Source organism: Micromonospora sp. LH3U1 (assembly GCF_028475105.1).
Lineage (GTDB): Bacteria > Actinomycetota > Actinomycetes > Mycobacteriales > Micromonosporaceae > Micromonospora.
This window is the reverse complement of record NZ_CP116936.1, coordinates 2750930-2774902: the sequence shown is the minus strand read 5'-3', so window position 1 is coordinate 2774902 and position 23973 is coordinate 2750930. Positions and strand designations below refer to the sequence as shown.

General features: G+C 67.3%; 22 protein-coding genes, 1 tRNA gene and 1 pseudogene. 8 read left to right on the top strand and 16 right to left on the bottom strand.

The window, feature by feature from the left end; translation table 11 throughout:
• Positions 1–469: 469 nt before the first annotated feature.
• Both PCA76_RS12630 and PCA76_RS12625 read right to left on the bottom strand, forming a co-directional pair.
• A complete protein-coding gene (locus PCA76_RS12630) occupies positions 470–3481 on the bottom strand; it encodes a tetratricopeptide repeat protein (RefSeq protein ID WP_272617805.1) in 3012 nt (1003 codons plus the stop codon).
• A gap of 38 nt (positions 3482–3519) precedes the next feature.
• Positions 3520–3882, bottom strand: a complete 363-nt coding sequence (locus PCA76_RS12625) for a hypothetical protein (protein ID WP_272617803.1) — start codon at positions 3880–3882, stop codon at positions 3520–3522.
• Positions 3883–4652: 770 nt separating this feature from the next.
• Here PCA76_RS12625 and PCA76_RS12620 point away from each other — a divergent pair.
• Genes PCA76_RS12620 through PCA76_RS12610 form a run of 3 tightly spaced genes read left to right on the top strand, consistent with a single transcriptional unit; the run spans position 4653 to position 6427 of the window.
• A complete protein-coding gene (locus tag PCA76_RS12620) occupies positions 4653–5309 on the top strand; it encodes a hypothetical protein (protein ID WP_272617801.1) in 657 nt (218 codons plus the stop codon).
• Positions 5310–5318: 9 nt separating this feature from the next.
• Positions 5319–5636, top strand: a complete 318-nt coding sequence (locus PCA76_RS12615) for a hypothetical protein (RefSeq protein ID WP_272617800.1) — start codon at positions 5319–5321, stop codon at positions 5634–5636.
• Positions 5637–5677: 41 nt separating this feature from the next.
• On the top strand, positions 5678–6427 hold the full coding sequence (locus tag PCA76_RS12610) for a hypothetical protein (protein WP_272617799.1): 750 nt from the start codon (positions 5678–5680) through the stop codon (positions 6425–6427).
• A gap of 12 nt (positions 6428–6439) precedes the next feature.
• Here PCA76_RS12610 and PCA76_RS12605 read toward each other — a convergent pair whose 3' ends face one another.
• Entirely contained in the window at positions 6440–7036 is a 597-nt protein-coding gene (locus tag PCA76_RS12605; RefSeq protein WP_272617797.1) for a hypothetical protein, read from the bottom strand.
• A 98-nt stretch (positions 7037–7134) separates the two neighbouring features.
• Between PCA76_RS12605 and PCA76_RS12600 the strand changes: the two genes are divergently transcribed.
• The gene (locus tag PCA76_RS12600; RefSeq protein WP_272617795.1) at positions 7135–7392 is read left to right on the top strand and encodes a transcriptional regulator; all 258 of its coding nucleotides are present in this window, start codon (positions 7135–7137) and stop codon (positions 7390–7392) included.
• Positions 7393–7775: 383 nt separating this feature from the next.
• Here PCA76_RS12600 and PCA76_RS12595 read toward each other — a convergent pair whose 3' ends face one another.
• Entirely contained in the window at positions 7776–8393 is a 618-nt protein-coding gene (locus PCA76_RS12595; protein WP_272617793.1) for a hypothetical protein, read from the bottom strand.
• 52 nt (positions 8394–8445) lie between these two features.
• On the opposite strand from PCA76_RS12595, the gene PCA76_RS12590 reads away from it, so the two are divergent.
• A complete protein-coding gene (locus tag PCA76_RS12590; protein WP_272617791.1) occupies positions 8446–8991 on the top strand; it encodes an HAD domain-containing protein in 546 nt (181 codons plus the stop codon).
• A gap of 168 nt (positions 8992–9159) precedes the next feature.
• Here PCA76_RS12590 and PCA76_RS12585 read toward each other — a convergent pair whose 3' ends face one another.
• The 3 genes from PCA76_RS12585 to PCA76_RS12575 form a co-directional block, all read right to left on the bottom strand.
• A complete protein-coding gene (locus tag PCA76_RS12585; RefSeq protein WP_272617789.1) occupies positions 9160–9528 on the bottom strand; it encodes a hypothetical protein in 369 nt (122 codons plus the stop codon).
• Entirely contained in the window at positions 9525–11108 is a 1584-nt protein-coding gene (locus tag PCA76_RS12580) for a hypothetical protein (protein ID WP_272619353.1), read from the bottom strand. Before PCA76_RS12580 ends, PCA76_RS12585 begins: the two co-directional genes overlap by 4 nt.
• 405 nt (positions 11109–11513) lie before the next feature.
• Positions 11514–12101 carry a GIY-YIG nuclease family protein gene (locus tag PCA76_RS12575; protein ID WP_272617787.1) on the bottom strand — a complete coding sequence of 196 codons (588 nt, stop codon included), beginning with the start codon at positions 12099–12101 and terminating at the stop codon, positions 11514–11516.
• Between the two features lie 424 nt (positions 12102–12525).
• Here PCA76_RS12575 and PCA76_RS12570 point away from each other — a divergent pair, with 424 nt between their 5' ends.
• Positions 12526–14535, top strand: coding sequence for a hypothetical protein (locus PCA76_RS12570; protein WP_272617785.1), 2010 nt, complete (start codon positions 12526–12528; stop codon positions 14533–14535).
• Between the two features lie 31 nt (positions 14536–14566).
• Positions 14567–14962, top strand: a complete 396-nt coding sequence (locus PCA76_RS12565) for a hypothetical protein (protein ID WP_272617783.1) — start codon at positions 14567–14569, stop codon at positions 14960–14962.
• Positions 14963–15472: 510 nt separating this feature from the next.
• On the opposite strand, the gene PCA76_RS12560 is transcribed toward PCA76_RS12565, so the two are convergent.
• From PCA76_RS12560 to PCA76_RS12550, 3 genes are all read right to left on the bottom strand, one after another.
• Positions 15473–16132 carry a VOC family protein gene (locus PCA76_RS12560; protein ID WP_272617781.1) on the bottom strand — a complete coding sequence of 220 codons (660 nt, stop codon included), beginning with the start codon at positions 16130–16132 and terminating at the stop codon, positions 15473–15475.
• A gap of 125 nt (positions 16133–16257) precedes the next feature.
• The gene (locus PCA76_RS12555; protein ID WP_272617779.1) at positions 16258–16854 is read right to left on the bottom strand and encodes a phosphoribosyltransferase; all 597 of its coding nucleotides are present in this window, start codon (positions 16852–16854) and stop codon (positions 16258–16260) included.
• Positions 16855–17145: 291 nt separating this feature from the next.
• On the bottom strand, positions 17146–17856 hold the full coding sequence (locus tag PCA76_RS12550) for a creatininase family protein (RefSeq protein WP_272617777.1): 711 nt from the start codon (positions 17854–17856) through the stop codon (positions 17146–17148).
• A gap of 158 nt (positions 17857–18014) precedes the next feature.
• Here PCA76_RS12550 and PCA76_RS12545 point away from each other — a divergent pair.
• Positions 18015–18590: pseudogene (locus PCA76_RS12545) on the top strand (site-specific integrase); the annotation flags it as partial.
• A 69-nt stretch (positions 18591–18659) separates the two neighbouring features.
• Here PCA76_RS12545 and PCA76_RS12540 read toward each other — a convergent pair.
• From PCA76_RS12540 to PCA76_RS12515, 6 genes are all read right to left on the bottom strand, one after another.
• Positions 18660–18733, bottom strand: a tRNA-Pro gene (locus PCA76_RS12540).
• A 187-nt stretch (positions 18734–18920) separates the two neighbouring features.
• Positions 18921–20327, bottom strand: coding sequence for a ribosome biogenesis GTPase Der (gene der, locus PCA76_RS12535; protein ID WP_272617774.1), 1407 nt, complete (start codon positions 20325–20327; stop codon positions 18921–18923).
• Complete coding sequence (gene cmk / locus PCA76_RS12530; protein ID WP_272617772.1) at positions 20324–21004, bottom strand: (d)CMP kinase; 681 nt, start codon at positions 21002–21004, stop codon at positions 20324–20326. The genes der and cmk overlap by 4 nt, the downstream gene beginning before the upstream one ends.
• A 195-nt stretch (positions 21005–21199) precedes the next feature.
• Positions 21200–21970, bottom strand: coding sequence for a pseudouridine synthase (locus PCA76_RS12525; RefSeq protein ID WP_179778442.1), 771 nt, complete (start codon positions 21968–21970; stop codon positions 21200–21202).
• Entirely contained in the window at positions 21957–22943 is a 987-nt protein-coding gene (gene scpB / locus PCA76_RS12520; protein WP_272617767.1) for an SMC-Scp complex subunit ScpB, read from the bottom strand. The genes PCA76_RS12525 and scpB overlap by 14 nt, the downstream gene beginning before the upstream one ends.
• A complete protein-coding gene (locus PCA76_RS12515) occupies positions 22936–23961 on the bottom strand; it encodes a segregation and condensation protein A (protein ID WP_442930223.1) in 1026 nt (341 codons plus the stop codon). Before PCA76_RS12515 ends, scpB begins: the two co-directional genes overlap by 8 nt.
• Positions 23962–23973 lie beyond the last annotated feature (12 nt).

Here is a 23973-nt window from a genome sequence, read left to right as displayed (position 1 = left end):
TTCGACTACGTACGATCCGGTCGGCTACCCGACCCGCTCACCAAGGAGGACGCAACCAACGTCGTACGCACCTTACTGACCACCGGCGGTGGTGACGAACGAACCGTCTCCTGGTGGCTGGACGGCCTCAGGCACCGGACGGGATGTCTGCACATCAGCGACAAGATCTTCTGGCCCGCCGGCCGCTCCCAGACAGCCGAGCAGCCTCGCCGAACTGATCGGCGAGATGCGTTCGGTCACCCAGGTGAAGATCCTGTGCTTCTGGGGCCACCAGCCGCAACGCGACGGCGGAATCGGGGCCTGTTGGTTGAGTCAGTGGTAGTCGGCACCGTTCACCATCGACGGGCTGCGCTTCGCCACGGCCGAGCACTACATGATGTGGCGCAAAGCCACCCTGTTCGGCGAGACGTGTCCGCGAGACAAGACGCCCATCGATCCTTTGCGCCGGGATCACAGGAAGACTGACCGGTCAACCAGTCCGCCGACGCCAGTAGGCCAGGTCGGTCCGAATTCGCAGCGCATAGGGGTGGTCGAGGCCAAGCACTCGCACCAGATCCGGAAGCAGCTCCTCGTAGGCGGCTACAGCCCCAGCTGGGTCCCCGCCCTCGGCACGCCAGCCGGCGAGGTTGCCGCGGACGGTAAGGGTGTCGGGGTGGCCGCGGCCGAGCACCCGCACCAGATCCGGGAGCAACTGCTCGTAGGCGGCTACAGCCCCAGCCGAATCCCCGGCCCGAGCTCGCCAGTGAGCTAGGTTGTTGCGGGCGGTCAGGGTGTCGGGGTGGCCACGGCCGAGTACCCGCACCAAGTCAGGGACCAACTGCTCGTAAAGGTCCCTGGCGCCGGCCGGATCCTCAGTCCGCCCCAGACAGCCGGCCAGGTTGTTGCGGACGGTCAGGGTGTCGGGGTGGCCGGAGCCGAGCACCCGCACCAAGTCAGGGATCAACTGCTCGTAAAGGTCCCTGGCGCCGGCCGGATCTCCGGTCCGGGCCAGGCAGCCGGCAACGTTGCCGCAAGCGGTCAGGGTACGAGGGTGGTCGGAGCCGAACACCCGCGCCAGGTCAGGAACCAACTGCTCGTAGGCGGTCCCGGCGCCGGCCGGATCCCCGGTCTCATCGAGCCAGCGGGAAAAGTCATTACGAGCGGTCAGAGCGTGGGGGTGGTCGGAGCCGAACACTCGCACCAAGTCAGGAAGCCACTGCTCGAGGGCGGCCACAGCACCGGCCGGATCCCCCGCCTCACCTCGCCAGCGGGCAAGGTTGACGCGAGTCATCAGGGTATCGGGGTGGTCGGAGCTGAGTACCCGAAGCCGGTCGGCGAGCAGCTGCTCGTAGGCGATCACAGCATCTGCTGGGCCCCTGGTCTCCCCAAGCGAGTGGGCGAGGTTGCCGCGGGCGTTCAGCGTGTCGGTGTGGTCAGCGCCGAGCACCCGCACCAGGTCTGGGATCACTTGCGCGTAGGCTGCTACAGCGTCGGCCGAATCCCCTGCCTTGCCTCGCATGGCCGCAAGATTGCTGCGGGCGGCCAGGGTGTAGGGGTAGTCGGGGCCGAGCACCCGCGCCAACTCGGGAAGCAGCTGATCGAAGGCAGCCACAGCACCGGCCGGATCCCCCGCCTCACCTCGCCAGCGGGCAAGGTTGACGCGAGTCATCAGGGTATCGGGGTGGTCGGAGCTGAGTACCCGAAGCCGGTCGGCGAGCAGCTGCTCGTAGGCGATCACGGCACTGGCCGGATCCCCCGACTGGCCCTGAACAGCCGCAACGTTATTGCGTGCTGTCAGTGTATCGGGGTGGTCGGGGCCGAACACCCGCACCAGGTCGGGAAGCAACTTCTCGTAGGCGGCCACAGCACCGGATAGATCCCCCGCCTCGCTCCGCGAGCGGGCGAGGTTGCTGCGGGCGATCAGGGTGTCGGGGTGGTCGGGGCCGAGCACCCGCGCCAACTCGGGAAGCAGCTGATCGAGGGCTGGTACTGCGTCAGCTGGTGCCCGCCAGCGGCCGATGCTGCTGCGGGCGATCAGCGTGTCGCGGTGGTCGGGACCGAGGCGGTGATGGGCAGTCGCGTACAGCCGGGTGAAGTAGTCGAGCGCAGCCGTAACCTGTCCCGTCCGGCCGAGGCTGTTTCCCGCTTGGAATAACACGGGATGAATGCCGCCAAGGGTGTTCCGAAGGGGATCCTCTGCGTGGGTTTGGATCGATGCGGTATTGGACCGCAGCAGCTGGGCCAATTGCTGGTCAGGCTCGATCTGCGTCCAGATGGCGTACAGCCCGTCCGCGGCGATGTTGACCAAGCCTTCCCTCTGGTCAGGAGATAGGGCCTCGCGGGCGGCTCGTTGAACTATTGCATGCACGCGCACGCTGAGCGCGGAGCTGTCCGAGGTGACAAGGCTAAGCCGGTGGAGGTTAGCGAGGGCGTCGCGCGCGTCGTACGAGTCCACTGGCCGATCCTGCGGCGCTCTCGGTTCGGCATCCATGTCGGTCTGCCGCCGGTCGGCGAGGAACTCGAGCACCACGTCGCTGGTGAACAGCTCGGCTGGGACGCCGTTAGGATCCAGCATCGCCGCCAGCTGCAGCAGCGGCCGCGCCAGGCCAGCGGGATGGAGCCGATCGGCCAACTCAATCGAGAGCGACCAGGTTGCGTCCAGGGTCTGCTGGTGCTCATCGGGCAGCGCGCCGGGTTCGGGAACGAGTTCGGAGAGGTTACGACGGCGGTCGGCCAGACGAACGCGATAGTCGGCGCAGGCAAGACGGCGGTCGAGCATATAGGCGGCGGCCTGGGCCAAGGCGAGGGGTAGATAGCCGAGGTCAGCGGCAAGATCGTCGGCTTCGCGGAGGAGGTGGAGGTCATCGCCAAGTTTATGGCGCAGGTAGTCGCGGGCCTCGTCAGCTGTGAACAGGCTGACTTCGATGACGTGCCGGCCTGCGGTCAGGGCGGCGTCGCGGCGTCGTGTCGTTACCACGGTGCGTCCAACGGCGTTATCGGGTGGCCAGAGCCCCCTCAGGTCGGCTGGGTTGGTGAGATCGTCCAGGACGATCAGCCATCGTCGGTCGGTCTCGGCGAGCCAGCCGAGGAACCGTGCAGCAGCTTGATCAGGGTCGGAGTCTTCGATGCCGGTGACGTCCCTGCCGGCATGGGCGTAGACGCTGAGGGTGCTGGAGCGCGAGGTGGCGGTCACCCAGACGAGCAAGTCGACTGTCTGCTCTCTCCAAGCTCCGTGGGCGAGGGCGGCGGCAAGCTGAGTCTTGCCTACCCCGCCGAGGCCGGTGAGGACCTGACACACCACGACGGTTTGCCCACCGGCGGCCGCTGTGGCCAGTTGGCCGTCCACGGATCGCAGCTGTCGGCAATCCGCAAGCGGCGGAAGGACACCGACCCGGTGTGGCCACGTGATGGACGTGCCGGCGTAGAAGTGGTTGTGCTGTATGCCGTAGGCGCCGACAAGAAGTCCCTGAGCCCGCGAGGCATCCAACCATTGCGGATCCATCGGACCTCTGCTGCCAGCGTCCGCTCGCGTGCCACCCATTAGAAGTTGTTGGTCTGGGTGTTGCCGTCACCGATCTGCACACCCTTGGCCTGCGAGGCGTCCACCTGATATTTCCCCCCCGTCTGCAGGCCTGCCATGGCAAGCAGCCGACGGGCTGCGGCCAGAATCTCCTCCTCCTCAGCAGCGCCCGAGCTAATCAGCTCCTGGCCAATCCGGGCGTCCCATACCTCCGGCTCGGTTTCGTCCGCCTCCAACGCCTGCCGCGCCTCCCCGTGCATCCATGGCCGCAACACTCGCTTCAGCCCAGCGTAGGCGTCCTGCACCGCCAGCGACGCAGTGTCCGTCAATCCGGCCGTCGCGCCCGCACCCAACGCCGCCACGATCAACTCCACGTTCGACACGGGCCTCAACCCCTTCACCAACCACCCATTTAAGGCTCCAGTGTGAATGCATCTCTCCTTGGAATCCACCAAGAGTTCAGTGCGGAGGCGAGAAACGAGCCTCGCCAGGCTGATCCTCCGTTGGCTTCCAGATGAGGAATCCCGCTAGTACAGATCGCGCCCGTCGTCGCGGCCTGCGCCCGATACCTGACCACCTGGGCCGAAGGAGGCGTCCGTCAGGCTGGCTGCAAGGTCTTGGAAGCCCGCTGAACTTAGCTGTTCCGGGTTGCCGTTCAGCCTCACACCATCTCGACCGCCGTGTCAGGAACTCGGCCCAGGGTGCCCGGAGGACAGCCTCGGCAAGCGGTCGGGCATCTGCGGAACGCGAGCCAACCCTGCTCCTCGGGAGCGCGCAGTTCGCCACCGATCCAAGCGCCAGCCTCGTCATCGCCCTCGCTGGTCTTGACCGGGTGTCGGCGTAAGGGCCAACGTGCCCAACCGGGTACGGAAGAACGTGCACAGGTCATAAACGGCTGCTGACCGGATCTGTGGCAGCCCTTCCTCGGTCAGCACAACCTCACGCGACGGGAGACCCCTCGACGCCGCCCCGGAACAGGGGGTTCAGCGCGGTCCCCGGGGTATCTCTGCCGCGACATCGTGTCGCCGCGGCGAGACGTCCAGCCCAGCGCCCGGGGTCCCCCGGATCTTGGTCATTCACGTACCGTGGTCCTACCTCGCCGTGGCGGGCGCATCACGGAAAGCGTTGACCGAGCAGGAAGCCGTGGGGGCGAATGCAGCAGGGCAGCCGCCATCAACGCCTCCAACTGGCGAGTCTGGACTTCCTGGGCGACGATCCCGCCCTGCGTGAGCAGGCCAATCGTGCGCTGCGCGAGGCGGGACGTGAGCTGCGACCCGAGGAGTGCTCCGGGGCGGACCAGACCGGCTCCGTCCGTGTCATGGTCGACACCCAGCGAAACGTCTCCGCTGTCACGATCGCTCACGACTGGCGCAGCCGGCTCGGCCCCAGCGGGTTCGCCGATGCGCTCTTCGAGGCGTACACCGCCGCCGTGCAGGCTGCCCTCGAATTGGCGGCTCTCCTTCGTCTGCAGGCGGAAAAGAGAGGTCCTGCATCGCCCGATCAGGAGCCGCTCGACGGGATCCCCGATCGGGACGTTGACGAGTACACGTGGCTGCGCGACACCTGGCGAACGCTGTCCGACCTCGACGCAGAGCTGGACGCTGCGGCTCATCTGTCCAGGGCGAAAGGCGAGTCGAGCATGTCGAGCCCCAACGGCTGCCTGACGTTGCGCATCCGCGGAGGCGGCATCACCGGCATCACCGGCGACGTCAGGCGGATCGCACGGGCAGACTCGGGTCAGCTGCAGTTCGAGGCCCGTTCCCTCTTCCGCGCGTTCGAGCTGGCCAGCGCCGGACGGACTGGATCGTGAGGTAGTGAGATGGCTGAACTGAACGTCATCACCGATTCGCTACGCGATGAGGGAGGTAAGTGGCTGACGCTGTCGGACCGGGTCGCTGCCATCAAGGTCGCTGCGGAGCAGTTGCATCTCGACCCATCGGCCTTTTTCATCGGTGACGCGAACGTCCTCATCCACTCGCTGGCATACAACGACTTCCACAACTTCATGGTCGCCGTTCTGAAGGGGGCGGTGACCGAATTCGAACAGGTGGGCAAGGCCCTGCGGCACATCGCCGACGAGTACGACCGGGCCGACGAGATCGTCTCACTCGACCTCAACAAGATCTACAAGGCCTAGCGACCCACCGCGCGACGTTCGGAGAGGGCACGGAGCACCCCATGCAGCCAGGTACCACTGATCTCGAGTACGGGGAACCGTTCAACAAGGCGTTCGACCACATCCGCGCCGGCATCGACGAGGCGATCGCCAAGTTCAACGAGATCGTGGAGCAGGTACAGCAGTGGAAATGGCTCCTCGGACCCGCAGCACTCCTGTGGATCAAGCACAGCCTGGATAGCACCAAAACGGCACTGAACGCCATCCTCGACCGCGTCGAGCAGGCCCTGGAGCATCAACTGCCGGTGCTCTCGCTGATCGAGGTCAGCTTTCGCTGGGTCAACGACGTGAAGACCCCGGTCTCCGACCTTTCTTCCGCCACCACCGACCCAGCGAACGAGAACCTGCCCAAGTGGACCGGCGACGCCGCGAGTGCCTACAACGCCAAGGCGCTCAAGCAGAAAGCCGCGGTCGACGAGTCCGTCGTCAAGTCGGAGTTCATCAGCCAGTGGCTGTTCACGATCGCCAAGGCGAACGTCGACTACGCCGTCGAACTCGCGAAGATCGTCACGGGGCTGGTCGGCAAACTGGCGCAGGCGGCGTCCGAAGGGGCAACCGTCATCGACCTACCGTGGGCCATCTCCACCCTCGCCGAGTCGGTCGGAGACCTGGTCACCGCCGGCCTGGACCTCCTGCTCACCATCGGCCAGCGCTTCGTCGACGCGCTGGGCAACATCCGAGACATCGCCACGCAGGTCGGCGACCACTCGAAGCTACCCGGCGGGCGGTGGCCGGAAGCCGTCCGAGGATGACCGACGGGCGCATCACACCATGGGAACCGCCGCCTGGGTCGCCTTGAGCAACGTCAGCGCCTTCGATGCCAGTGTTTCGGTGGCGGCATACGAAGCACCGCCGACAGCAAACCAGACCTTCACCACCAGGTTGCCCGTGCGCGCGCGGACCATGTACTCGGCGTACTTGAAGCCGGGCTCGGAGCGCCTGGTGAAGGCTTCGGCCTCGTCGCCCACACCGGTGATGACGCCGGCTGGAGTCATCACCGTCACCTGCGCCGTGGCCCGGTAGAGCAGCCGAGCCTCCTGCTCACTGACTGGCGTGGACGCCTCCACCCGCAGATTCGCCTGATGCCCGTCCTTCGTCCGCATCTCGAACAGACACGCCGCACCCGGCTGCCCCAGCGGTGGCTTCGGATCGGTGCGGGCCACCGTCAGGGACAGCTCCGCCAACGGCCGAAGATCAGTACGCTCGCACAGCTCCAGATCTTGAGCGCGATAGATGGGGCCGGCCGAGGCGGTGGGCGCGGTGGAGGCAACGCTGCTCGTGACCGGCCCGGCGGTCGGCGCACCCGCAGGAGCCGAGGCACCGTCACAGGCGGCAGTGGCGATCACCGCAACGAACGCCATGACAAGACGAGAGACACCGGCCGACGCAGACACGTCTCGAACATACCGGCTGCGAAGCTGGCAGACTGCCCGAGCGACGAGCCACTATGGTGCCGGGTATGCCCGCCGCAGAGACCCCGGAGCACATCGCCCGGACCCGCATGGTCACCGCCCGGGCGGTCCTGCAGGGCAAAGCCGACCTTCGGACGTACCCCTATCGCCTGCTGGCCGTGGTCTCCCATCACGGCCTCGGCGGCGACAAGGTCAGCGAAGCGGTTGCAGCCGCCGAGGCCCTCGGCCAGTTCGGCTGGGACCTCGTCAACATCTCGGAATTCGCCTCCAACAAGATCGTCTACGCCTTCCTGCGCAGACGGTGACGATGACTCCCGGGCCCTGCTGACCTGACGCGGCTGAGCAGGTGACCGCCATCGGACCGTAGTGTTCCGTGGATCTGCTGATCGCACTACTGGCGTGTCGCGCCGCCCAGCGATCTGCAGGAGGTTAACGCTCACGCTCACCCGGAGCGAGGCCCGGAGGGGTGGATGCGGTGCAACGGGCTTTCGACAGGCCAGAACTGATGGCTGTCCTTACCCGCAGGTCGCGTTGGGCGCCTGCGATCGGCCCTACGGGCCCTTTCCAGTACGAGCACGTCCCGTTGACCGAGCAGTCGGAAGCCTCGACAGTTGGCGCGCGGTCAGTTGAACACCGCAAGGGCTACGACGGCGGCATGGGTCGAGGTTGCTCCGGCGTGCCGGACGGATCAGAGGAAGTCCCGCCAGAACGCCACCGTCGCCTTCGGGTTCCAGCGCTGATCTGTCCTGTCCATACCCGGGCCGCCGAACTCCTGATGGATGTAGTCGACCAGGTCCATGCCGTAGTAGATGATGTCGGTCTCCACGATCGAGAGGACTGGGTGCCCGACGGTTCCACGCCCGGCGGGCAGGAACCGATGCCCGTAGACGGGTACCAGCCGTGGCGCCTGCGCAAGCTTGAGCCGCGCGGTCTCCAACGCCTCATCGCGGCCTGCCGGCCGATCGCCCCAGGTGTCGTGCCATACCGCGTTGTGTTCCACGTCGAAGAGCACCCCTTCCACGGGCCACTCCAGGCGCTCCCGAAGGGCACCGGAGTTGGCATCGCGCCAGTCCGGCCAGGGCCTCTCCCACGCATAGGACACGCCCTCCTCCGGCTCGAACGGGACGTTCAGCGGCAGCCCTTCCGCAAGGAACGCCCGGTGGTCATCGGCGAACTCGAAGCCGTACGTCCGCTCGATGCGATCGAACTCCTCATCCGCCAAACCCGGCGCGATCTCACAGCACCCGGTCTGCGCGAGACGATGCGCCGCCTCCGTGCCCAGTCGGGCACCATCACCGTTGATCACGCTGGCACGATAGTGCTTCGGGCCGGCCAGGATGAACCGATATCGTGGGGCCGTGACCGGCTCTGCAGGGCGTCCGCTGCTCTTCCTCGATGTTGACGGACCCCTCATTCCGTTCGGTGGGACGCCGCAGCAATACGCACCTTGCGAGACGGGCACTGAACCACGAGAGACCAGCTTGAATCCGCTTTTGGGCAGGATCGATCCCGAACACGGAGCCCGGTTGACGGCGCTACGGTGCGATCTGGTCTGGGCCACGACCTGGATGGAAGACGCAAACGAGACCATCGCGCCACGGATCGGTCTGCCGCAGCTGGCGGTGGTGAGCTGGCCGGAGCCGACCGACACCGACGAGCAGGACGAGCGGGACGGGCTGCACTGGAAGACCCGCGCCCTCGTTGATTGGGCCGCAGGCCGCCCCTTCGCCTGGGTCGACGACGAGATCACGGACACCGACCGAGCCTGGGTGTCAGCACATTACGCAGGACACGCCCTGCTTCATCGCGTCGACCCCCGCCAGGGTCTCACTGATGCTGACTACGCCGCACTCATGGACTGGCTGCAGAGGGTTCGCGACACACCGCCGCGTGGTGCGGCCTGAATTCCTAACCAGAGTTGGGTGCTGCGACACGCCGACGACTCAAATCGAGAGACTCACTAGGCTCACCCAGATACCGGGCCGGCCGCCGCTGGTCCGACATGAGCCCAAGATCATGCGGTTAATCCTGTGTCCGGCTGCTGCGCCGTCCGTCCAGCTGAAGGCTGAGGCTTACCTCTGCGGACGGGCGTTGATCTGCTCGGCGGGTGGAAGCTGCCGAACGGGTTCGTCACCGATGGAGTAGACCTCCAGGCAGCACAGATAGCCCTCACCATCAACGAGTAGCACGATGCCGGCGTAGAACTCGTCGTCGCTGATGTCAGCCGAGACTGGTGCACCGGACAACACCGTGGCCGGCGCTGCGGCACGGTCCACAGCAAGGTTGACGGTCACACAGCCGCACCCGCACCGACCCTCGACCGTGGCGAACGGCAACTGCGCACGCAACTCCTCACGCCCAGGGAATGGCACGGACAGCAGCCGCGCGATGACGTCCCGTTCGACGTCGCTGAGCGGGCGAGGCCTGTCGTCGCCGGTCATAGCGCCGTCTGTCGGGGCAGGCCGGCGTGGAACCGCAGCAGCCGGGCCTTGTCTTCGCCGAGGATCGGACGAGCACGTTCGATCAGCTTGTCGAGTTCGGCGGCACGATCGCGGGATGGACCGTGGTAGGTCGTGGCCGCCTGCCGATCGAGCCACGCGCTGAGGTCCGCCCGCGCACTGCCCCGCAACCGGTCGTCGGGATCGTCAATCAGCCGCAGGTTGGTGACCAGCCGTTGCCAGGCGTTCCCCGCGATCAGTAACCGGTAGCCCGCGAACCGGACATGCGGCGCGTTGCCCGGCCTGAGTAGGGCCTCCAGCATCTCCGGGTCAAGGGCGCCGAGGTCGTGGCGCAGTCCCGCCACCACCTGGCGGGTCACCGCGCCAGACTCGTCGCGCAGCAGTGGCACCAGTTCGGCCGACCGGGTCACGCCGAGGCGACGCAACGTCCGGACCGCTTCGACCCGACCACGCGCACGTGGATGCGCCAGCCACCGTCGAACCAGGCCGGCATCCTCGACGCCACCGGTCTCGCCCAGCCCGGCGATCACCCCCGGCGCCGGCGGCTCCCGCCGAGCAAGCAGGCGATAAAACTCTGCCGGATCCGCGCCGCTGCGGCGGAGCCCTTCTTGAGCGATCGCCCGCACCAGCGGATGCCGATCAGGCAACGCCGCCTCAGCGGCGCCCAGATCACCGACCGCAGTCACGGCCTGCAGCGCCTCAGCCCGAACCAGCGCGGTACGGCTGACCAGTAGCCCACGCAATTGAGCCGGGTCCGTCGCGGCCTGAACGGCACCTCGGGCGCACAGGGACCGGATCGGCAGGTCGTCGTCCTTCATCGCGGCCGTGATCAACCGGCTCACACTCAACAGGCCGCCGGTCGCCGCGGCCTGGTACGCCGCCCGCCGGGTCCGACGATCCCGCGCCGCCAGCAACGGCTCCAAACCGTCCAATGGCAGGTCCCGCAGGACACCTTCGACGCGCTCGGCCAACCAGGCGCCCTGACCCCGACCGCGCAGGGCGAACGCCATCTCCGTGAGCTGGGTCAACGACCCAGGCGATGCCGACAGCCAACCATCCACCGCCGCCCTTGCCCGCTGGCGCACCTCGGCCACCCAGTCGACGGTCCGAAGCGCTAGCACCGCCAGCGCAGCCGGGTGCGAGTGATCAGCCAGGTGAACAACCGCCGCTTCACGGATCCGCCCGTCACGGTGGCAGCCGGCCACGACCAGGCGCAGTACCTCCACCTCACCGTCAGCCAGCTCCGCCGCTAGGCTCCGCGACCAGCACGGCGCCGACCACCACCGCTCCCGCAGCGCTTCATCCACCGCCAACCACCACCGCGCCTCAGCGGAACCAAGCGCATCCACAGCCGCCGCCCGCATGCCCGGCTCACCGTCGCGGGCCACCGTCAGCAACACGGCAGAGAACTCTGCAGGGCTAACGCTTTGATCGGCACCGCCGGCCCCAGCCCGCACCCACTCGATAGCCGGCAGCTCAGGCAGATAGTCACGTTCAGGCGACTCGCTCGAGCTGGCAGACATAGCTCGCAGCCACCGCCGCAGCACTGTGCCCAGCGACATCGCGTCCACCGACGCCCCCGTTCCCACCGCAGGTCACCATGATCGCAGCCATTCTGTCGCCCACAAGCCGACCGAGCGAGCGCATTCGCCCGGAACCCCACGGTGACCTTGCAGCGGCTGGAAACCAACCGTCAGACATGGCCCAATCCGAAATATGATCTCCGCGGTACAGAGAAGGCGGGCCTGCCGCAGTTGGGCCGAAACTCGCGTCGTTGGGTGACGGCGCTGCGCTGTTGGGCTGACCTGGCTGTCACATTCCTTCCCGCTACCGGCCGACCCTCCCGGGAAACACGCACTGGAGCAATTGGCCAATGTCAGGGGCGCTGTGACGGCCCGCCAAGATCCGGAGCGCGCGGATCGCAGCATGAGCGCGCAACCGCACCCGTCCGCATGTCGGGCAACCAGTTACGGCGTTCGCGGAGGTTCGGCCGGGCGGCTGCTGGCGTTGTATGAGTTCTTGGCGGCGACCACGGCCGCTTGGAGATGCTCGGGGTCGACGCCTTGTACGTTGAGCGGCGGGTGCACACGCCGGACAAGCGCCTCCTCGATGGGCGCCGGTTCCGCGTCCTCCGCCCAGGTCAAGCGCAGGTGCGTGTGCATCCATGCGGTCAGCCGCGCCTCGTCCTCGGGAACCAGGACGACACGGTCGGTCCAGGTCGTCCGGTAGCCCTCGGCCACCAGAAGTCCGGCCAAGGTACGGCGCAGAGTCGAGCTGCCCGAACGCCTCAAATGGTTACGCAGGATCCGCCCGCGCAGGTTGGTCGCCCGCCCGAGGTACAGCAGCCGTACTGACGGGACGTTCTCATTCGGCAGCCCGGGGAGGTCGGGAAAGACCGAGGGAGCAGCCCACCAAGCGTAGACACCGCTGCCACGGCTAAGCCGTTTGACGGCGACATTGAGTTCGACCGGCACGCCGGAGAGCAGCCGCAGGGCTTCGTCGACCTGGGCTTCGTCGATCGGGACGTCGTCGGGTCGCCGTTCGGGAATGGTCATCGAGGCCATCGTAGGTCCGGGGCGGATCGTGGCCGGGATCGGAAGGACCGGATGCCCCATGCAACGGCAACTCCAGAAGCCTGGCGGGACCGCTGCCTGGCGCGCGCCTTGCGGCATGAGCGAGCATCTGATCGAGTGCGCGTTCACACGGTCCCTCGGTGCGAGCCTGGCGTGCCTGAGAAGCACCCAGGCCTGCCGGGGCCCGGGAAGGCAACCACAGCGTGAGCCGGGATGTACTCAACGGCGCCACCGGCCAACTGGCGGAAACTGCTGACCGCCGGCCCGGCATCCCACCGCCGTACGCGCTCCGGTCGACTGACCGCCGGCCATCGGCGCCCGCCTGTGACCGTGCGGACAGTCGCAAACGCGTTTCTCCGATTGGCGTTCGCTGCGTAGCATCTCTGGCGATCAAGGGGGATGCACGGTGGGCGATTTCCAGCAGTTCGTGACGGATGTGACTTCGCGTCTGTCCACGATGTCCAGGGGTGAGTTGTACGCCGTCGGCGACGGTCTCGACCGGGACTCACTCTGGCTCACCTTTCTCGATTCGTTCCCCGCCGGCACCAATCTGCGGTTCCGTGAGCGACCCGAGTACGACTGCTCGACCTGCCGTGGTTTCATCAAGCACTTCGGCAACGTCGTCGAGATCCACGACGGGCGGGTCCGTACCGTCTGGTCCGGGGTGTCGGCATCCGACCCGGTCTTCTCCGTCGTCGCCGCCGCTCTGGACGAGTTCGTTCTCTCGCTGCCGTTGTCCACCATCTTCCGGTCCACTCAGGCGCAGTACGGGACGAAGACCACCCGAACGCTGCGCGACGGCCAGGTCGAGGTGTGGCACCACCTGCACGGCCGGGTGGAAGAGCGGCATCGCATCGAGGACGTCGGCGCGGCACAGGGCAACTTTGACGCGGCGGTGCAGGTCTTCCAGCGTGGCCTGGCCGAGCTGACCCGGCACGCTCTGGACACCGTCGTCGGCCTCGTCGACGACAACGCCCTCTACCGCGGCGCGGAGCATCGCCGGGCGGTGACCGAGTTCCGCTCGCTGCAGAACCGGTGGACCCAGGCGAACGACCGACGTGCCTTCGTCTTCGCCAACGCCATGAACCCGGCGGCCCGGCTCCGCAACACGGTGATCGGCACCCTCGTCCAGGATCTCTCCGCGGGCGTCGACCTGGAGCAGGCGGTCCGGTCGTTCGAGGCAAAGGTGGCGCCGCAGAATTACCAGCGCCCCACGGCGTTGATCACCCCGGGCATGGTCAAGGCTGCCATGAGGACCATTGACGAGCTGGACATCGAGGAGGCGTTGCAGCGACGGTTCGCCCGGCTGTCCGACGTGTCGGTCACCAACGTGCTGTGGGTCGACAACGACACCCAGGCACGGATGAAGGACGGCATCGAAGGGCTGCTCATGCAGGCGGCCACCACCCGGTCGTCAGGTGCGCTCCTTCGCGACGCCAAGCCGGAGGAGATTCCCGTGGTCTCCTTCATGAAGGACATCCTGCCCGGCGCCGCCAGCATCGACCTGTGGGTCGCCAACACCTACGAGCCGCACCTCGTCAGCCTCACCACCGGCCGGCACCCGGCTGCTCCGCGGTTGTTCAAGTGGGACAACGATTTCGGCTGGTCGTACGGCGGCAACGTCACCGACTCGATCAGGGAGAAGGTCAAGCGGGCCGGCGGCAACGTCACCGGCAAGCTGCGGGTAAGCCTGTCCTGGTTCAACCACGACGACCTGGACCTGCACGTGTACGAACCCAACGGCGACCACATCTGGTACCAGGAGAAGCGCAACAAGCTGGACGTCGACATGAACGCCAGCGGGACGCTCTCCCGCGAGCCGGTGGAGAACGTCACCTGGACCGACCGTGTCCCCGACGGTGAGTACCGGATCGAGGTGAACCAGTACCGCAAGCGGGACAGCACCGAGGTCGGCTTCGTGATCGAGACCGAGAGCGACGGAAAGATCGAGCATTACAGCCACGAGCGCGCGGTCGGCCACAAGGAGACCGTCGAGGTGGGCCGGATGACGGTTACCGGCGGGGTGATCACCGCTTTCCAGCCGGGTAGGGACGTGCAGCCGGGCAGCGCGGGCAAGGAGTTGTGGGGCGTCACCACCGAACAGTTCGTACCGGTGTCCACCATCATGTACTCGCCGAACTACTTCGACGACAACGAGGTCGGCAACCGGCACTACTTCTTCATTTTGAAGGGGTGCGTGAACGACCAACCGACGCGGGGGATCTACAACGAGTTCCTCCGCAGCGACCTGCAACCGCACCGCAAGGTGTTCGAGGTTCTCGGCGACCGCACCAAGTGCGAGCCGTCTCCGGATCAGCTTTCCGGCCTCGGCTTCAGCTCCACGGTCCGCAGCTCTGTGGTCGCCAAGGTGACCATGACCGGCGGCCGGCGCCGCCTCATCAGCATCCAGTTCTGATTCCCTACCCAGATATTTTAGAGAGGCTACCGTGACCATTTTCGAGAAGGCCACACGGGAGAAGTTCCGCTATCCGTCGGCCAAGGGACTGCTGACCACGGAGCAACTGTGGGAGCTTCCGCTGACCGCCAGGTCCGGCTTCAGCCTCGACGATGTGGCCAAGGCGGTCAACGCCGAGCTCAAGGCCGTCGATACCGAGTCGTTCGTGGCCACCGAGGCCAATCCGGCCAAGGCAACCTTGGAGATCAAGCTGGAGGTCGTCAAGCACGTCATCGCCGTCCGCCTCACGGAGGACCAGGCGGCGAAGGCGGCGGCGGCCAAGAAGCTGGAGAAGGAGAAGCTACTGGCGGTCCTGGGCCGCAAGCAGGACGCCGTCCTGGAAAACCTGACCGAGGCAGACCTACTGGCCCGCATCAACAACCTGTAGCCCGCCGACAATCAGCGTCCGCCAGCGGGCCCGCACATCGCCGAGAAGTACGGTCGCCATGCAAGACCTGTGCGGCCAGGCCGGCGCTCGCGGCCACTTCTCGGCGAACTCACATCGGTACAACAGCGACCGCGACGCCCTCTCATCGACATGAGCGGACGCGGCTCTACCGCCTCTGCCGGGGGCCAGCGCTGACGCCTTCGGTGCCGCCGAAGGGGTCACCACAGAGGATGCACTGGTCACGGGATCGCAAGTGGGATCGGTGTCTCAGCTAACGGGACCAGCTACTGGTCCGGCGCGGCGGGACTGTGCGCTCGTACCTCGATGTACAGCAGACCTGTCAGGGTGACTATCAGCCACCCGTGATCGGGTCCGCCGATAGTTGCCGAGGGTGACAAAGCCTCCGACTCGAATGCGCGCGATCGGCGGCAGATCCGGATGTCATGCAATCCCATGGGCTCCTGTAGGACGGGCTTGTGCGGTCTTCCGCGCGTTGTGTGAGCAGGGCCGCTACTCGCGGCCGACCCAGGTGGCGATGCATGCCTCGTTGCCCTCGGCGTCGGCCAGAACCCACCACATCGGCGCGTGCGCGTCGGAAATGACACGTCCCCCAGCGGCCAGGGCGGCTGCGATTCGGTCCTCGGCCTGATCGTGCGGGACGGCGATGTCCAGGTGCACACGATTGCGATGTGGTCGCGCCGCCTCCATGGATTGCAACCCGAACCCGGGGCCGCGTCGCGCCGGGTCGGCCAGATAGTCGTCACCGATCAGTTGATAGCCGAGCAGTGCCTGCCAGAAAGACAGCACGTCGGTGCTCAGGGCGTCCAGGGTGATGTTGATGAGCTGCACGGCCGTGGGGTCGGCAGGGATGCCCAGCGCCCGGGCAGCGGCCGAGATCCTTCGGGCCAGTGATATGTCGCGTCGGGACAGCGACACGGTCACGCCGGCGTGGCGCAGGTCCACGTTGAGATGCTCGCGTTCGTTGCCGACGGCGAGCCGACCCATCTCATCGACGAGCGCGATGCCCGCTGACAGCGAGCCGGTCGGGAAGTATGCCGAGACTAGGTGGTAGAGACAACGCCAGTCCTCGACACCGTCAGCCGCATGGAAACGCCCAGCGGTGATCTGCACAGTCATGCCGGCGAACCTAACATCGACAACGGTGCCCATACCCACCGCAGCTTGGCGACCCCCGGGAACGGCCCGTCAGGGTGTCCGCTCTTCGGCAGTTGCGGTTGTTCGGCACGAGCTGCCTACCGTCACATTGTGTGACGCGCGGATCGCGGCAGGGTAGGCTACTCGGCCCGACCCCATGGGAAATAAAAGTCGAAATTCCTGGCTTCTCGTCCGAAGTAGTCTGGACCCTTCTTGCTCACGATCGAGAGTTTCGTCGCTACCACCGCACCGCTTCGAATGTCTTGGCGATCAAATCCTTTACCGAGCAGAGCAGCAATGGTCGCATGGAGGCCATCTCCAGACATGACGAAGTCGTCAAGCAGCAGCAGGCGCCGGCCCTGGAGTTCACCGATCCGCTCCGGTAGGAACAGCACCGCCTTCGTTCCGTGTATAGCCTCGTAGCCCGGAATGTCAGCGTTTCCGTCGGGCCTGCCGAGGTAGGCAACTGTCACGATCGGAACCTGTCTGCGCAGCTCACGCGCGACGAGGTGGGCGACCATGGCGCCGCGCTCGCTCAATGCAAGGATCACCTCTGGCATGAAATCCGATCGATCGATCGAACGCGCAAGGTCTGATGTGGTACTGCGGAAGCGCGGCCAATCCAGGTCTCGTTCTCTTCTGTTTAGCTGTTCTGCACGAACTGCCTGCCAGATTGCAAGTCCAAACCCGATAACCGTCGTCGCACCTAAGATGACATTCCAGCCTTCAGCGACCACTGGCGCTCCCTCGCGGAAACTCGGGTTGGGTGGGTAGTCCGAGGTGGGCAACCATTTCGTTAGTTTATCAAAAGGCGTCAACATAAAGCTGTCGAGCTGTCGAGCTGTGGAGGTGGAGCCATTCGGCGAACTTTCATCGGCATGAGCGGGTCTCGCAGCGCCACGTCATGGCCAGTCCGCGCAGGCCCCTTGGGTCGGTCAGCCTGGTCGTGATCATGTAAAGGGTCAGGCGAGGTCGCAATGTCAACCATCATGCGAGACCAGGCATTGCCGGCAGCCCGGCCGACTCGGTCAGATGCCGAGAGCTTGCCGATGCTCGTTGAACGACCGCGTGAGGCTGGCTAGGGCGACCTTGCCCTTGTCTGCTGTGCCGAGTGACGGTCGACCGATGACGCCGCTGGCGGTGTAGGCGGACATGCCGAGAGTCAGGAGGTGCGGCCGGTGGCCGGCTGTCCAGTCCGCGGTCTCGTTGCCCGCTCGAATCAGTTCAGGAGCGACGTGTAGCAGTAGCGACGTCTCCAGCTCGCCTGCGTGCATGTCGTCGTGGCTGTTGGTCTCCATGCCGGCATCGGTGCGTGCCTTGGTCCAGTCATGCCCTTGCGGGTACAGGCTCATCGTGGGCCCGTTGGCTGCTGTGTACTCCTGAACAACGTTCGACAGTACGTAGTTGCCACCGTGTCCGTTGACGAGGACGAGGTGCTCGACGCCGGATCTGGCCAGCGACTCAGCAACATCGGTCACGATCGCGGACAGGGTCTGGGAGCTGATGCTGACGGTTCCACGCCACGTCGAGTGCTCGTGGGAGCAGGAGATGGTGACGGGAGGGAGAAGCATGACCGCGTGGACGGTCGCGATTTCGCGAGCTATCGCCGTAGCGACGACGGTGTCCGTGACCAACGGCAGGAAGTCACCGTGCTGTTCAAAGTTGCCTACTGGCAGCAGCGCGACCTTGGCGTTTCGCTCCTTCTCGTCGGCCGCTGTGGCAGCCGTAACCAACTGCATAACCAGAGGTTGGCTCCTTCACGCTGTCGTCAACTGTTTGATGGCAAGACTCAGTCCAGATACTTCCTCATCCCGCCGCCATGGCGCTAGGCGCTCGCGTAGCTGCCGCAGCTCTAAAGGGCGCGTGCTGAGGTCGCCGTCCGAACGGTACGCACCGCCTGGTGACCTACTCGGCAAGCTCGTTGCACGCCTACACCGTCGTTTCACTACTGACCGGCGCTCGCACCGAGGAACTGCGAGCCCTCACCTGGTCACACGTCAACCTCGCCGGCAAGCCGGACAACGAACCGCCGGTACCGCCGGCCATCCAGGTATGGCGCTCGGTCCGCGCCGATGGAGACACCAAAACCAAGAAATCGCGTCGCACCCTGGCTCTGCCGGCCCGGTGTGTCACCGCGCTCACCACCCACCACGAGCGCCAAGGTCAGCCTGCCGCTGACCGTCTCGTCTTCGCCTCTACCGCCGGCACGGCCCTCGATCGGCACAACGTGCTTCGGGCCTTTCGCCCCGTCGTCGCCAAAGCGGGCCTCGACCCGCGCGACTGGACTCCCCGCGAACTGCGGCACAGCTTGGTGTCCCTACTGTCGCAAAGCGGCATGAGCCTCGAACAGATCGCGGACCTCTGCGGCCACTCCGGTACGACGGTCACCGAGAGCGTCTACCGGCACCAGCTGCGGCCGGTGCTCCTGGGCGGCGCAGTCGCCATGGACCGGATCTTCGACGCTGAGGCGTAGTCACTCAGTTAATCACCCAGGTACGACAAAGGGGCCGTCTCGATCTTTCGAGATGGCCCCTTACCTGCGTCGGGACGGCCGGATTCGAACCGACGACCCCTTGACCCCCAGTCAAGTGCGCTACCAAGCTGCGCCACGTCCCGTCCTCGCGTGGTTTCCCCCGCGACAACCGGTACAGCTTAGCGCAGCAGCCCCGGGTCCTCCGCACAGGCCCCACCCGGATCGTGAGTCCCCCGAACTACCGCACAACCCCTACAGCGTCCTAGGAGGGTGGGGTAGGGGAATGCCGGATGGGCGCGACGGCCCATCCGGCATTTTCCGACGTACGAGTTAGCCGTGCGCCTTGCCTCGGCCACCGGGGCCGAGCTTCTTACGCGGCCGGACCGAGATCTCGATGGGGCTGCCCTCGTACCCGAATTCTTCGCGGAGCTTGCGCTCGACGAAGCGCTGGTAGCCGGCGTCGAGCGGGCCGGTGGTGAAGAGCACGAAGCGGGGCGGTGCCACCCCGGCCTGCGTCGCGAACAGGATCCGCGGCGCGCGTCCACCACGTACGGGGTGGGGGGTGGCCTGCACCAGTGCGGTCAGCCACTGGTTGAGGTGCGCGGTCGGCACCCGGGTTTCCCAGCTGGCCAGGGCCTTGTTCAGGGCCGGAGCCAGCTTGTCCACCGCACGGCCGGTCATCGCCGACAGGTTCAGGCGGATCGCCCAGGGGATGCGGCGCAACTCCCGGTCGATCTCCTTGTCCAGGTAGTACCGACGGTCGGCGTCGACCAGGTCCCACTTGTTGAACGCGATGACCAGCGCCCGGCCCGACTCGGTCACCATCGACAGGATCCGCTGGTCCTGCTCGCTGATCGGCTCGCTGGAGTCCAGCAGCACCACGGCCACCTCGGCGGCCTCGATGGCGCCGGCGGTACGCAGGCTGGCGTAGTACTCGGTGCCGCTGGCCTTACCGACGCGCTTGCGCAACCCGGCCGTGTCCACCAACTGCCAGGTCTGACCGCCGATCTCGACCAGGCTGTCCACGGGGTCCACAGTGGTGCCGGCCACCGAGTCGACGACCGCCCGCTCCTCACCGGAGAACCGGTTGAGCAGGCTGGACTTGCCCACGTTGGGCCGCCCGACCAGCGCCACCCGGCGCGGTCCGCGCGGCCGGTTCTCTACGATCGCCGGCGCTTCCGGCAGCCCGGCGAGGATGGCGTCCAGCAGGTCGCCGGAGCCCCGCCCGTGCAGCGCGGAGACCGGGAACGGTTCCCCGAGGCCGAGCGACCAGAGCGAGGTCGCTTCCATCTCGATGGCGGTGTTGTCGGCCTTGTTGGCCACCAGGATCACCGGCTTGGCGCTGCGCCGCAGCATCTTCACCGCGGCTTCGTCCACGTCGGTGGAGCCGACCATCGCGTCGACCACGAAGAGAACCACGTCGGCGGTGACGACCGCCGTCTCGGCCTGCGCGGCGATGGCCGCGGCCCGGTCCTTGGCGTCCGGCTCCCAGCCGCCGGTGTCCACCACGGTGAACGACCGGCCGTTCCACTGCGCGTCGTATGGCACCCGGTCGCGGGTCACACCGGGTACGTCCTCGACGACCGCCTGCCGGCGGCCGATGATCCGGTTGACCAGTGTGGACTTGCCCACGTTGGGGCGGCCGACCACGGCCACCACCGGCTGCGGGCCGGTCGGCTCCTCGATGGCGATGTCGGGCTCACGCAGCTCGATCCACCCCGCACCTTCGCTACTCATGCGACACCCCGCTCGGTGAGCAGGTCGCGCAGCCGCGCCACGACCTCGTCGATGCCCAGCTCAGTGGTGTCCAGCACCACCGCGTCGGGCGCCTGCGCCAGCGGGTTGACCTTGCGGGTCGAGTCGAGACGGTCCCGCCGCGCCAGGTCAGCGGCGGTGGCCGCCATATCGGCGGCGTCCTCGGCGCTGCGCCGGGCGGCACGGGCCGCCTCGGAGGCGGTCAGGAAGACCTTCAGGTCGGCGTCCGGTGCCACGACCGAGCCGATGTCACGACCCTCGACCACCATCCGACCAGCGTTGGCGATCATCTCGCGTTGGCGGGCGACCAGCAGTTCGCGGACCGCGGGAAGCGCGGCGACGGCGGAGACCGCTCCGGTCACCTCCGGGCCCCGGATGTCGGCGTCCACGCCGACCTCGTCGATCGTCACGGCGTACCCCTGCGGGTGGGTGCCGATGCGCAGGTTGACCTCGCCGGCGACCTTGGCCACCGCCGCGGCGTCGGTGAGATCCACGCCGGAGCGCAGCACGGCCCACGTGATCGCCCGGTACATCGCCCCGGTGTCCAGGTAGCGGGCACCGATGCCGACGGCGAGTCGCCGCGACACGGTGGACTTACCCGAACCGGACGGCCCGTCCACAGCGACCACACATCGCCCGGCCCGTACGTTTTCCTCCACCGTGTCCTCCTCAGCCCGTACCTCACGGATCGCCCGGTGATCTGGCGCCGCAAGCGGTTGTCCATCGTCATCAATCATGCCCGGGTCCTCTGGCGGACCCGCGCGCGACTCCGCCGGAGGCGACCCACGCCACCTCCAGCGGCCGCGTCTCGGCCGTTACGGAGCCTACCGGCTGCCGTACCCCGAACCCGGGGGTCAGTCACCCACGGCGTTGAACAGGGCGGCGACCTCGGCGTTGGTCAACCGCCGGATCCGCCCGGTGCGCAGGTCACCCAGCCGGATCGGGCCGATCGAGGTACGCACCAGCCGGGTGACCGGGTGGCCGACCTCCTCCATCAGCCGCCGGACGATGTGCTTGCGGCCCTCGTGCAGGCTCAGCTCCACCTGGGCGGATTTGCCCAGAGTGTCCACCACCTTGAACGAGTCGACCTTGACCGGCCCGTCCTCCAGCTCGACCCCTGCCAACAGCCGCTTGCTCAGGTTGCGCGGGATCGGCCCGACCACCTCGGCGAGGTAGGTCTTCAGCACCTGGTACGAGGGGTGCATGAGCTTGTGCGCGAGGGTGCCGTCGTTGGTGAGCAGCAGCAGGCCCTCGCTGTCCGCGTCGAGCCGCCCGACGTGGTAGACCCGCTGCTCCAGCCGGGCGCCGATGAAGTCGGACAGCTCGTTGCGTCCCTTTTCGTCCGCCATGGTGGTGACCACCCCGCGCGGCTTGTTCATCGCCACGTAGACCAGGCGGACGTCGACCTGGAGGCGCTCGCCGTCCACGTGGATCACGGCGGTGGCCGGGTCGACCTTGTCGCCGAGCTTGGCGACCCGCCCGTCCACGGTGACCCGGCGGCGGAAGATCAGGTCCTCGCAGGCACGCCGGGAACCCACGCCGGCGGCGGCGAGCACCTTCTGCAGGCGCTCAGCCCCCTCGAAGACAGGGGCGTCGGGTTTGGGGGAACGGTTATCGGGTCGCATCAGCAAGCTCTTCTACGTCGTCGGGCAGGAAGGGTGCGAGGGGCGGCAGCTCGTCAACGGTGTTCAGCCCGAGCTTCTCCAGGAACAGCGTGGTGGTCTTGTACAGGAACGCCCCGCTGTCCGTTTCGGTGCCGCACTCCTCGACGAGGCCGCGGGTGACCAGCGTACGGATGACCCCGTCGCAGTTCACACCCCGGATGGCTGAGATTCGCGAACGGGTCACCGGCTGCTTGTAGGCGACCACGGCGAGCGTCTCCAACGCCGCCTGGGTCAGCCGTACGGACTGCCCGTCCAACACGAACCGCTCAACGTACGTAGCGTATTCCGGCCGGGTGTACAGCCGCCACCCGCCGGCCGCCCGGCGCAACTCGAACCCGTGCCCGGCCGAGGTGTAGCCGGCGGCGATCTCGTCGAGCATCGGCCCGACCCGTTCGGCTGGCTGCTCCAGCACCTGAGCCAGAACCAACTCGCTGACCGGCTCGTCGACCACCAGCAGGATCGCCTCCAGGGCGCCGCGCAACTCGGCGTCGGAGAGCTCGGGCGCGGGCTCCGGCACAACGGGCGCCCGCCGCCGGGCCGCCGGCTGCCGACGGGGTACGGCTTGAGCGCCCGCGTCCGCCGCGTCCGCAGCGCTGCCGGCCGGGTCCCCACCCGCACCGCCGGGCTCAACAAGCTCGTCCGCCTCGACCGCTTCAGTCGGCTCACCCGGCTCGTCCAACGATTCCGGCCCCGGGAGGGACGGTTTCCCCCCACGATCTGCCCCAACGACGGGCGCGCCGGTAGCGGGCGCGGCGGTGCCGGACGCGTCCAGCGGCACGTCGACGCCACTGTCGTCGTTGGCTTCAGCGGCGGTGGAAGAGGCGGTGGAAGCGGCGGTGGAAGCGGGAGGGCGGGGGCGTTCCCACGGGGGGATCCAGGCGGCGGCCTGATCGGCCAGGGAATCCCCGGAGTCCCGGCGTTCCTCGTCACTCATCCCCAGCACCCTCCGTCGTTCCCATCCCGCCCGATCCCCCGGCCTCCCCCACCGACACGCCGCCCGCGTCCTCAGCCACCAAAGCCTCGACCACCACCGGCTCAACCACCAAAGGCTCAACCACCACCGGCTCGGCCTCGCCGGCGGGCTCCTCGTCGGCCGGGGTGCCGGCGTACTCGTCGACGTGCAGCTCGGTGTCGCCGTCGACCGGGCCCGTCCAGCGCACGGTCAACTCCTCCAGGGCCTGCTCCTGCACGAACGACACCAGGCCCTCCCGATACAGCTCCAGCAGCGCGAGGAAACGCGCCACCACCTCCAGGGTCGCCTCGCAGTCGGCGCAGAGCAGGGAGAACGTGGCCGTGCCGGCCCGGCGCAGCCGGGCGCTGATGATCGCCGCGTGTTCTCGGACACTGACCCGGACCATGTGCACGTGGGCGATGGAGACCTCCGGCACCGGCTTCGGGGTCATCGCCTTCACGGCCAGCTTCAGCAGCCGTTGGGGGCCGATGCCGAGCACCAGGTCGGGCAGCGCTTCGGCGTACCGGGGTTCGAGGCTGACCGCCCGCGGATACCGCCGGCCGCCGACGGCCTCCAGCTCGGCGATGTGCGCCGCCGCTTCCTTGTACGCCTTGTACTGGAGCAGCCGGGCGAAGAGCAGGTCCCGTGCTTCCAGCAGGGCGAGGTCCGCCTCGTCCTCCACCTCGGCGGAGGGCAGCAGCCGGGCCGCCTTCAGGTCGAGCAGGGTCGCGGCGATGAGCAGGAACTCGCTGGCCTCGTCCAGGTCCCAGTTGTCGCCCATGGCCCGGATGTAGGCGATGAACTCGTCGGTGACCGTGTGCAGGGCCACCTCGGTGACGTCGAGCTTGTGCTTGCCGATGAGTTGCAGCAGCAGATCGAACGGGCCGGTGAAGTTGGCCAGCCGGACGGTGAAGCCGGTGGCAGCGGAATCGGCGGGCGGCACGCCGTCGACCACGGCCGGAGCAGCGGCCTGCGGCGGGTCGAGGGGTGGCGCGGTCACCGGACGACCGTA